General features: G+C 40.1%; 10 protein-coding genes. 4 read left to right on the forward strand and 6 right to left on the reverse strand.

The window, feature by feature from the left end; translation table 11 throughout:
* Window positions 1–290 precede the first annotated feature (290 nt).
* The 3 genes from GQR53_RS19380 (at window position 291) to GQR53_RS19390 (ending at window position 3,071) form a co-directional block, all read left to right on the forward strand.
* On the forward strand, window positions 291–1,346 hold the full coding sequence (locus GQR53_RS19380) for a GAF domain-containing protein (protein ID WP_165744970.1): 1,056 nt from the start codon (window positions 291–293) through the stop codon (window positions 1,344–1,346).
* Window positions 1,330–1,524: a hypothetical protein gene (locus GQR53_RS19385; RefSeq protein WP_165744971.1), complete on the forward strand. Its 195-nt coding sequence runs from the start codon at window positions 1,330–1,332 to the stop codon at window positions 1,522–1,524. The genes GQR53_RS19380 and GQR53_RS19385 overlap by 17 nt, the downstream gene beginning before the upstream one ends.
* Before the next feature lie 245 nt (window positions 1,525–1,769).
* Window positions 1,770–3,071: a DEAD/DEAH box helicase gene (locus GQR53_RS19390; protein WP_165744972.1), complete on the forward strand. Its 1,302-nt coding sequence runs from the start codon at window positions 1,770–1,772 to the stop codon at window positions 3,069–3,071.
* Window positions 3,072–3,168: 97 nt separating this feature from the next.
* On the opposite strand, the gene GQR53_RS19395 is transcribed toward GQR53_RS19390, so the two are convergent.
* Window positions 3,169–4,557 carry a 5-methyltetrahydrofolate--homocysteine methyltransferase gene (locus GQR53_RS19395; RefSeq protein ID WP_165744973.1) on the reverse strand — a complete coding sequence of 463 codons (1,389 nt, stop codon included), beginning with the start codon at window positions 4,555–4,557 and terminating at the stop codon, window positions 3,169–3,171.
* Between the two features lie 32 nt (window positions 4,558–4,589).
* The gene (locus GQR53_RS19400) at window positions 4,590–7,001 is read right to left on the reverse strand and encodes a TonB-dependent receptor (RefSeq protein ID WP_165744974.1); all 2,412 of its coding nucleotides are present in this window, start codon (window positions 6,999–7,001) and stop codon (window positions 4,590–4,592) included.
* A gap of 141 nt (window positions 7,002–7,142) precedes the next feature.
* Here GQR53_RS19400 and GQR53_RS19405 point away from each other — a divergent pair, with 141 nt between their 5' ends.
* Window positions 7,143–7,559 carry a MerC domain-containing protein gene (locus GQR53_RS19405; RefSeq protein WP_165744975.1) on the forward strand — a complete coding sequence of 139 codons (417 nt, stop codon included), beginning with the start codon at window positions 7,143–7,145 and terminating at the stop codon, window positions 7,557–7,559.
* 161 nt (window positions 7,560–7,720) lie between these two features.
* Here GQR53_RS19405 and GQR53_RS19410 read toward each other — a convergent pair whose 3' ends face one another.
* From GQR53_RS19410 to GQR53_RS19425, 4 genes are all read right to left on the reverse strand, one after another.
* Entirely contained in the window at window positions 7,721–9,262 is a 1,542-nt protein-coding gene (locus GQR53_RS19410; RefSeq protein ID WP_165744976.1) for a BCCT family transporter, read from the reverse strand.
* The gene (locus GQR53_RS19415; RefSeq protein WP_165744977.1) at window positions 9,249–10,154 is read right to left on the reverse strand and encodes a homocysteine S-methyltransferase family protein; all 906 of its coding nucleotides are present in this window, start codon (window positions 10,152–10,154) and stop codon (window positions 9,249–9,251) included. The genes GQR53_RS19410 and GQR53_RS19415 overlap by 14 nt, the downstream gene beginning before the upstream one ends.
* Window positions 10,155–10,322: 168 nt before the next feature.
* Window positions 10,323–10,571, reverse strand: a complete 249-nt coding sequence (locus GQR53_RS19420) for a DUF3297 family protein (protein WP_002963088.1) — start codon at window positions 10,569–10,571, stop codon at window positions 10,323–10,325.
* Window positions 10,572–10,803: 232 nt separating this feature from the next.
* Window positions 10,804–10,880 (reverse strand): cold shock domain-containing protein (locus tag GQR53_RS19425; RefSeq protein ID WP_165744978.1); only part of this gene is annotated, 77 nt, incomplete at its 5' end.

Here is a 10,880-nt window from a genome sequence, read left to right on the forward strand (position 1 = left end):
TAAACCACACTGACGACATTATTGCGCCAATTGTTTACACACTGCCATTGCAGTTACTGTCGTACTACGTAGCGGTAATTAAAGGCACAGACGTTGACCAACCACGTAACTTAGCAAAATCGGTTACGGTTGAGTAAAATCAAAAGGTTGGTAATTACCGATTAAAGATTAAAAGGCGCTTAATGCGCCTTTTTCATTTGAGTGCAGCCCTAGCAAGGTCTACCCGAAGAGAAGTTTACATGTTACTGTTTACTTTAGTTTAATTAAGCAGTATGTCAGTGGGTATTTTAATGGATAAAAATGAAACTAAACATTTGCAAAGCTTTATGTCGAAGGCAAATCAGAATAATTTTTACTCAGATAAAATTGTAAGTAATGTTCTACTTTTTTCTAATATATGGACGACTTTAGTTGCTCCGATATTAATAGGAATAGGGATTTCGTATATATATGGGTTATCTACTAATGACTCAATATCTTGGTCGATATGGCTGCTAATAATTATATTTGCACTAATTCACTTGTCTGTTTCTTATTTAGTTCATCAAAATAATAGTAAATTTACACTGTATTCTGAAGCTATATCTCTTAAAACTGAATACGATAAAAATATGAAGGAAGTTAGGGATGAATTGGCAAAGTATAAAAAAGCTTATCGAGAGCTTTCTGACCTCTTTAGTAATCAGCGAACTACATTATATATTTTAGCCCATGTAGTTGATAACGCGATAGGAAATATAAATCGGTTAGAGGCTGAACAATGTACCCTTAGTATTGAAGAGTATGACTTGCTGGTAAATAAGGATCTCGGTTCAATGATCCGTCCATTTATTCTCGAAAGAGAGGCATTATTCGGTTACACCTCACCTAGCTTATATAATGTTGCATTATATTCATACGATGAGAAGAGTGACAACCTGAATGTTCTTATTAGGGATTGTGACAATCGATTGCGGAGAAGAAATCGATCATGGAAGCCTGGCCACGGACATGTTGGGTTAGCGTTCTTGCATAAACAGATAAAAATATGTCCAGATATTATATTAAGCAATGAGTTAGCTAAAGATGCAGGTATATTGGGTGATAACACTAGATATCGCAGTTTTATTTCTATACCAATCCTTAGATGTAATGATGATGGTGATGTTAATAATGGCGAACAACCTTTTGGTGTATTAGTATTAACAAGTGCAATTGCTGAACAGTTTAATGAAAATCGAGACTTACAATTTTTAAGTACTGTCGCAAAGGTCTTTGCTATATACTTGGCTGCGGCAGAAGCTTACCAAGCACATAATAAAGGTAATTCAAATTCGTCGGGAGACTCAGATGAAAAAAGAAAATGATAGTGGATCAAGAGATTTCGTCGCAGATGTAGCTATTAAATCTATAAGTGCATCTACTGGCTATAAACTAGTGAAGGCCGTTTCAGCTGAAGCATATAATCCTAAAGTAATTGATGATTGGTACAAAGAGCAGAGAAAAGCATCTCTGGATTATGCGAAAAATTTAGTTTTGGGTTAATCTTTAGCAAGATTTGCTAGGATCTATGTACATCAAGAGTATCTTTAACTCTATTATCCTTTTTATGCTCTGTGTAAGATAGATACGAACAGAGGGAGTAAAAGCTACTCTATAAGTAAGTCTTTTTGTGCTCAAGTTACTAGCCACAACCTGGTATTGATATATAAATCACTAATCCCTACTTAATAAGTGCTAAATACGCTAAAATTACAGGCTACTTTTTTAGCAATGAGCCCGTAATATTCATGACCTCAGCAACAAGCCCTAGCACCTTTAACGATCTTGGCCTTATACCAGAGCTACAAGCTCGTTTAACCGATTTGGAATACAGCCAACCTACGCCAATTCAAGCTAAGGCGATTCCAAGTGTACTGGCTGGTAGCGATTTAATTGCGGGGGCAAATACTGGCTCAGGTAAAACAGCAACCTTTGCTTTGCCTATGCTACAAACGCTATTTTTAGCGCAAGGTGCTAATAAAGCGCCGAGCAAAGGTAACTTTGTAACAGGGCTTATTTTGGTACCTACACGCGAGCTGGCAACGCAGGTGGCTGATAGTGTTAAATCGTATTCTGCTAATTTTAATGGCGCAATTAAAACGGTGGCGGTATTTGGTGGTGTGTCGGTTAATACACAAATGCAGGCACTGCGTGGTGGCGCCGATATTATTGTTGCAACGCCTGGGCGTTTGCTCGATTTAATCTCAAGTAACGCGATTAAGCTCGATAATGTAACTACACTTGTGCTTGATGAAGCCGACCGCATGCTAAGCCTTGGCTTTACCGAAGAGCTGGCTGATCTTTTAGCGTTAATGCCTGCTAAAAAACAAACCATGTTGTTTTCAGCAACTTTCCCTGAGCAAGTTAAGCTATTAACGCAAGAGCTTTTAAACGACCCAGTTGAAATACAAGTACAAAATAAAGATGAAAGCACACTTGTTCAACGCGTGTTTACGGTAAATAAAGGCGAAAAAACCACGGTTTTAGCACATTTAATTAAAACGCATAAATGGCGCCAAGTGCTGATTTTTGTGAACGCTAAAAAAGACTGTGAGCACTTGGCTAGTAAACTTGAAAAGCGCGGTGTTAATGCACAAGTTTTCCATGGTGATAAAGGCCAAAGTGAGCGTACTCGTGTAATAGAAAAATTTAAAGCCGGCGAAATAGAGGTGCTAATTGCAACTGATATTGCTGCGCGTGGTTTGGATATTGAAAAGCTACCAGTGGTAATAAACTTTAACCTACCACGCAGCCCTTCTGATTATATGCACCGTATTGGTCGAAGCGGCCGTGCTGGTGAAGTAGGCTTAGCACTTTCATTGGTTGATTATGAAGATTTTCATCACTTTAAAATAATCGAGAAGAAAAACAAACTACGTCTTGAACGTGAGGAAATAGCTGGCTTTGCCGTTAACCAAGCTAATCTTGATGCTGCCGAGGCGCTTAAAAATGAAAAGCCGATGGCAAAGCCAGAAGGCTCTGGTAAGAAAAAGAAAAAAAATAAAGCCGATGATATAGATGATGTATGGAGTGGCTGGCGCCGTAAGTAACAATAGAGCTAAATAAATAGCTGTAAAAACCCGTAATTAGTAAACTTAATTACGGGTTTTTTGTTTTGTGGCTTTAACTTAAAGCGTTAGTTTTAATTTAATGGTCGTGACCTTCATCTTGCGCAATACCCAACCAAGTAATTGCACTAGGAGCAAAAGTAAGCTCTAGCTCACTTTCAATTTCTAGGTCTTCTAGGTGCACTTGCACTATGTGTTGAGTAATTGGGTCGGCAATATAAGCAAACTGACCACTTTGCGCCACTGTCATACTAAAGCTCATTCCTTCGGGCATTGTGGTTACGTCTGCTTGAGTAATATCAACTTGGCCTTCAAGCTCCCAATGCATTTCGCCATCATGGTCGTGTGCGCTAAATACATTTAAAAAGCCTAAGCTGTCTAATATTAAAAAGTGCTCGCCACTGGCTGAAAAAGAATAAGATACAGCACTTGCGCCATCAGCAAGTTGCCATTCTACTTCTTCCATTTCGGCATTTTCAGAATGAATACTCAGTAATACTGAGCCACTGCCATCATGCCCTGCGGCAATACCAAAAATTGTGTCGTTGTTTTTATGGCCGTACAAAGTACCAATGCGCTGATCGCCTACGGCATCTATATTTACAACTTTTTGAGCGCTGTATACATCATCTTGCTGATGGGCAATCAATACACCATCACCACAACCAAATACAACATAATCGTGATTTTGTGCTGCGCCGTGTAAATCGGGGCAGGTTATTTCTAACGTTTGCTCTAGTTCGTAATTACCATCGTGAAGATGATAAACACCCACTTGATCGGGAAGTACTTTGGCATTAGATGTATTACTTGCATCGTCGCGGCGAATGGTTGAGAGTAAATGCTCGCCGCGAGGCTCAGCTACTCCATGCATGTTAATGTCGCAGTTAATGCCCGTTAATGTAGTTGTTGTATTGGTAATATCGTTATCGGTTAGCACTTCTACTGAGGCAGGCGTACCGGTTTCTGCATCGCCATCGTAAAATATTGCTAATTGCCCGTCGTGAGTTATTAAGTGTGTAGGGCGACTACCACTTGTTAGTTCGTAGCTGCTAAACGCAGGGCCTTGCTCATAATCATGCAAGTGCTCTGCGTGATCTTCGCGCCACATACCGCCGTCTATAAACCCTAGGTAATCTTGAGTACGATTAGCAATAACAGCATAACGAAAGCCTGGTGATGCAGATAACGTGTTTGAGTCATTGTTTAGTGTAAATGTATCAAGTAATTCGTTGTTATCTAAATCAAAAAAGCTAGCTTCGTTACTGTCACCTGCCAGAACGGCAAGCCTGCCAAGTGAGTGTATGGTATAGCCGTCGTCATGGTCGTGATCATCATCATGATCGTGCTCGTCTTCTACAACAATAGGATCTTTTTCCACAATGTTGGTTTCTGCATCGCCACAGGCCGTAATAAATGTAGCGCTAATAGCGAGTGCAATAAGCTTTAATTGATATAGTTTTTTCATGTTTATTTCCTTTAATTATAATTTTTTAACGCTTAAAAATAACCGCGAATACCTAGCGCAAAACTACGTCCTGGACGTGGCGCTATATCCTTTACAAACGAACTGTGCACGCGAGCTTCTGTATCTGTTAAGTTAGTGCCTCGTAGGTACACAGACATATCTTGGTTTAACACTGAAAGGTCGTAAGAGATGCTCGCATCAACTAAGGTGTAACCGTCTGTGGCTGTTTCTTGTGGGGCTGTGCGGTCTTGCTCTTGATAACGAGTTACGTGAATATGCGCACTGAGTTTATCTGTTTGATAGCTTAGTTCGCTGCCAAAACGAAGCGGTGGTGTACGGGGTAAATCGCCGCCGTCTTTAAGGCGTGCACGAACGTAGTCAGAGAATACATCTAGCTTAAACTCGTTAGTTAGTTGCCACGCAATTTGCGCTTCAAAACCATGTAAAACTACATCATCTGTTTTAAATAAATAAACGGGTAGCTCTGATGAATGGTCGTGCTCGTCAACGCCTTCTTCTTCATCGCCATGGTCGTGTCCACTTTCGGCGAATAAACCGGTGTCTATTTGGTAATAATAGTTATCTACTTGGTTGTAAAAGGCATTTAAAATAAAGCCAACATCGCCTTGAGTTTTACGTAGGGTTAAATCGATATTATTGGCTGTTTCCAGGTCAATTGCTTGTTCAGATAAACCCAAATGGCCATCTTCATCTAAATCAAATAGTGCGCCTACTTCGTAAGTGCCAGTGCCAATATGCGGCCCAAACGATAACAACTCAGAGGCAGAAGGTGCACGTTCAGAGCGCGATACCGAAAGCCCTAAGTTATAGTTAGATGTAAAATTCCATACTACCCCTGCCGATAAACTGACTGGCGTAAATTCATGCTCTACATCAAATACGCGAGTGGTTTCTGCGCTTTCTTCGTGGTCATGATCATGCTCGTCGGCTTCTTCTGCTTCATCGTGTGCGTGAGCGTCAATATTTGGCAGTAATACGTCGCCTGCTTCAATTGTTACTCGCTCAATACGCGCACCTACCTGCACTAAAAAATCACCAAAGTGCCTTTCTTCCATTAACGCTACAGCAAAGCTTTCGGTCTCTGATGGAGGAGTAAAGGCCTCTTCACCTTGTGCTTCAACATCGCTTTGCTTGTAATGAAAGCTAATACCGCCATTCCATTCGTTAAATTGGTTATGCAGTAGGTCTATGCGTAATTCGTTGGTTTCGTTTTTAAAGGTAGTGCCAACAGCGCCGCTCTCAATTTCAGCGTGTTCGTAGTCGGTATGGCCAGCGCGGAGATTTATTTTGTTTAGCCATTTATTATCTAGGTTGTACTCACCTAATAATTGCACTTTAGTTTGTTCTAAATCAGCAAATACGCTTTCTTCTTCGTCGTTGTGTTCTTCCTCTTCTTCCTCGCCGTGCGTATGACCAGGAATACCGTATTGACGATTAAATTGCTCTACTGCTAAGCCAATAAAGCCGTTATCCATTAAATAGCTAGCGCCAACAGTAAAATCGTCAGACTCTTCATTACTGTTTTCAACTTTGTAATCGCTACTATGGCCTTCACCGTCGCTATGTATATCGGCAGCTACAGGTACCCCGTAGTCATCGGCCTCACGCCAAAATGCATCGGCGTAAAAAGCCACCGAGTCTGTGCCTGTGGTGGCATTAAACGAGGCCACTTTTTGGTTATCTACCGAGTTATGTTCTAGGTTCCATTCACCACGCGTGGTGCTGTCGGTGGGTACGCGGTTATCTACTACATTAACCACACCACCAATTGCGCCACTGCCATAAAACAGCGTTGCAGGGCCGCGTAATACTTCAATTTGTTGTGCGGTAGACGCCTCCGATGCAACAGAGTGATCGGGGCCAACGCGCGAAACATCACTTACATCAAGGCCATTTTGAGTAATAAGTACGCGAGGGCCGCTTAAACCACGAATAATAGGTGTGCTGGCTACTTTACCGTGAAAATTTGTATTAACGCCTGGGAGTTTTTCAAGGCTGTCGCCAAGGGTTGCAGCTTGTTGTCGTCTTAGTTGTTCGCCAGATAAAACACTAACAGGCGATGCAGATTCCATTGCCGACATATGAATAGGGGTCGCTTCAATATCAATAACTTCAATAGGCGAGCGCTTTAAATTAAAAGTAACCGATTGGTTTTCATCATTAGTTATTGTTATATCGCGATGAAGATGCGCATAACCAGGGGCTACAACGTGAAGCTCTTTTAAGCCATTTTTTAGCTCGGTTATAAAAAATTTACCGTTTTCATCGGTGGTTACTTTAAGGTCTGAGCCTTCAACTTCTACCGTTGCATTGCTAACTGCTTTACCTTTGTTGTTTAAAACAACGCCTTCTATTGTGGATGCAAGCACACTAGCCGGCAATAAAGCTGCGATGAGAACAGCTAATTGTGATTCACGTTTCATTTGACTACCTTGTTGGATGTTATATTATATCAATTATGCGAGTAATGTTATAGTATATCAACAGCAATTAACTGATGTTATTAAAATGTCTCCTTAAAAGTAACGTTTTTGAGTGGAGACACTGATTTAGTAGAGGAAATAATGAAGTCGAGTCAAAGTGTTATGGATCGTATGGCAATAGGGTTATCGGTAATGTGCACAGTGCATTGTTTTGCAACCCCGGTTATTTTAGCGTTATTACCAAGCTTTGCTGTAATGCAAATAGATAGTGAGCAATTTCATTTATGGATTCTTACGGCGGTAATGCCAACCAGTTTGTTGGCATTGAGTTTAGGCTGTAAAAAACATAAACTTATGCGTTATATGGCCTGCGGCGTTATAGGGCTAGCCTTTATGATATGCGCAGTATTATTAGGGCATGAAATAGCCGAAAAAGCGCTAACTTTAATAGGCTCGGCTTTTATTGCTGTGGCCCATTGGTTTAATTATCAGCAATGCCTTAAGCAAAATGACGAAAAATGCCCGTGTTCAGGTAGCAAATTGGATCAAATGGTTTAACGCTTAGTTGTTGCTGGTGGTATGGCTACGTCGGCTAAATTAATACTGATTTATTTTAAATACTAAGGCTTCTTTGTTTTAAAAGGCGACCTCTTTCATGCTGTAGTAACATGCTCAGTAATAGTAAATAAGGCCTCATAATATGAGGCCTTAAAATGTTACTAATTCACTTTAACTGTTTCGGAATTTATACTTTCATACTGATCAAGTGTTTTTATTTGATTCACACCCTTTAGCTGCATCATTAATTGCTTTACTAAAATCATGTAAATAAACATCATTGGTAGGCCTGCTACAACGCAGAGTGACTTAATAGTATCTATTCCACCACCGCATAAAAATACGCTAAAACTAATGAGAGCAATTGCACCAGCCCATAGAAGCTTAACTTTATGATCGGGGTCGCCATTTAGTTCTAGTTTATTAGTTGTCAACATAGCGGTGGCAACGCTTGCGCTTGACATAGTCGTTAGCATTAAAAAAAATTGAATAATCAAAAATAATACTAAGCCAATATTACCCGATGGTAGAGTTTGAATTAGTGAAACTACTGCAAACGTTAAACCGCCTTCGCTCATCCATTGTTGAACAGGTAAGCCACCAATTAATTGTGCCCATACTGCATAACCACCAAAGATTGATATAAAGAATGCACAGCCGAGTGAACCCATCGAAATAGTGTACAAAATAACTTCTTTAATAGTACGTCCACGCGAAATGCGGGTAATAAAAAGCCCCATCATAATTAAATAAGCGTAGTACCAAAACCAATAGTATTGAGTCCACGATTGCGAAAAACCACTTTTTTGAACTGGGTCGGTCCAAAGTGACATTCTAAAAAAGTTATCGAGCATGACACCTATTGAGTCGGTAAAGTTATTTAAAATAAACTGAGAGTCAGCCACAAGTAATACAAATAAGGCAAAGCATATTGCTGCTACAACCGTATAGTCGGACACTTTACTAATGCCTTTTTTAAAGCCAACAAGCATTACCGCAACAAGCATTAAAACAAATAATAAAATAATACTGCCTTGGAGTAATAAGCTGTTTTTAATTCCTAATAATGCAGAAACGCCAGTACTTAATAAAGATACAGTAAGTGCTAGCGAGCTTGCAAAAGCTGCGAGGGTGCCAAAAATTGCAAGTAAATCGATTGCTTTAGCAATAATAGGATTGCTGCCTACTACAGGTTCGCAAAGGGTAGAGAGCTTTAAAGTACGCTTTTTTTGTACGTAAAACGCGTACGCAAACGGGATTGCCGGAAAGCAGTAAATGGCCCAGCCAGTCACGCCCCAATGAAAAATAGAATAAGTAACAGACCAAGCTGCTGCTGCGTAGCTATTTGGTTCGGCAAAAAGTGGTGGCGATTGCAAATAATACATAGGCTCACCAATTCCCCAATATATAAGAGAAGCACCTACACCTGCGGTAAAAATCATACCGCCGTACGAAAAGTTAGAGTGCTCTTTTTTTTCTTCACCTAACCTAATAGATCCGTACTTTGAAAAAGCTAACCAAAATAAAAAACCAACTAAAGCCAAGCTCACAAGTTCTACTAACCAACCAAACCAGCCTGTTACAAAATGCATAGCGTTGCTTGCTAATAATTGTGACTGCTCTGGATATAAAGTTGAGATAACTAATAAGGTAATTACTAATGTAATTGCAGGAATAGCCAGCTCAAAGTTAAGGTTTTTCAATGGCGTTTCTCCATTGTACGAGTGCTTCGATATGGCTTGGATTAATTCCGCAGCAACCACCAATAATATTTGCGCCAAGGCTATGCCATTGTTTTGCAAACTCAAGATACTCGTTAGGAGATAAATCACGGTAGTCTTGCACTGCTTCATTTGCTTTGTGAGCACTTGAAATAGGAGTAAAGCTGTTAGCAAATGCGCCTAACGATACTTTTTTATTTTGCTTAATTAATACGTTGTTAGTATCACGCAGTGCTTGCTCAATAACTTCAGGGATAGAGCAATTAAAGAAAATACCTGCAATGTTTTGCTGCTCAAGTAGTGCGGTTATGGCATCGGTTACCAGCTCTCCTGAACGCAGCGTTGCCTGCTCAGTTACTTCATCACTTAGGGTAAATGCGTAATAACATGGCTTAGTTGAGCCTTTAAGTACGCTTGCCATTACTTGTGCTTCTTCAATACTCGATATTGTTTCGCCAAGCCAGAGGTCTACATGGAGATTTTGTGCATTGTATAAGGTATTTAAAATAGTAAAAGCACGTTTACTTTCAAATAAATCGGGGCGATATGAACCAAATGCAGGGGGTAATGACCCTGCAACTAATACACTTTGTTTAGCATTTTGAGCTACTTCTTTAGCAATAAGCGCCGCTTGCTCTGCGAGTAACGCGCCTTGGCTTTCGTAGCGTTCTTCACCTAAATGAAAGGGCACACAGGCATAACTGTTAACCGTAATTATTTCAGCGCCTGCATCTATAAAGCCTTGATGAGCTCGTGCTACAAAGTGTGGGGCTTCTATAAGTGCTTGTGCACTCCAAAGTGGCTGTGAGAACGGTGCGCCAATGCGCTTAAGTTCACGTCCCATGCCGCCATCTAAAATTGTTACCTTTTTCACTTATGGACTTCTATATGTCTAAATAATATGGCGCTATTCAAACATATTTTTTAAAAAATCATAATGAAACTTCATCAGGTTGGGCATGAAAAAAGCTCAACCTATTAAAAAGGCACAAAAAAAGCGACTACCCAATATGGTGTCGCTTTTTTAGTAAGTAGTATTAGCTTACTTATAAAAGGCTTCAACAGTGCCTTTTCTTGTAAGTAAAAGTGGTTGACCGCGACGATCAAGCCCTTTTGGAGATGCAAACTTTATCCAACCTTCGCTGATGCAGTACTCTTCAACATCAAAACGCTCTTTGCCGTTGAACGTGATACCAATATCGTGTTCAAAAACTTCTTCCACATGATGTGGGCTGCGTGGATTAATAGAAAGGCGATCTGGTAAAGCAGGTTTTGCGGTAGTGTCGTTCATGGTCATATTCTATATTGAATGAAGTATGCGCTATTGTAGGCAATACAAAGCTTTCGCTCAAGAGAGATAGTAGTAAATGTGTTTAAAAATGCACTAATTAATGAGTTGCGGATACAAATGAGATTGCGCTTGGAAAATATGTATAGAAGGGGATTTTGAAGATATTTGATTAAAAAATTATAAAGGTAAATATATTAATGGGTTATCTCTAACCCACTAAATTGTGTAGCAATTAGATGCTAACAATGTTCTCGGCTTGAGGGCCTTTTTGACCTTGTGTAACAGTAAACTGTACACGTTGGCCTTCAG

Origin of the sequence: Pseudoalteromonas sp. Z9A6 (assembly GCF_011378805.1) — a bacterium.
Lineage (GTDB): Bacteria > Pseudomonadota > Gammaproteobacteria > Enterobacterales > Alteromonadaceae > Pseudoalteromonas > Pseudoalteromonas distincta.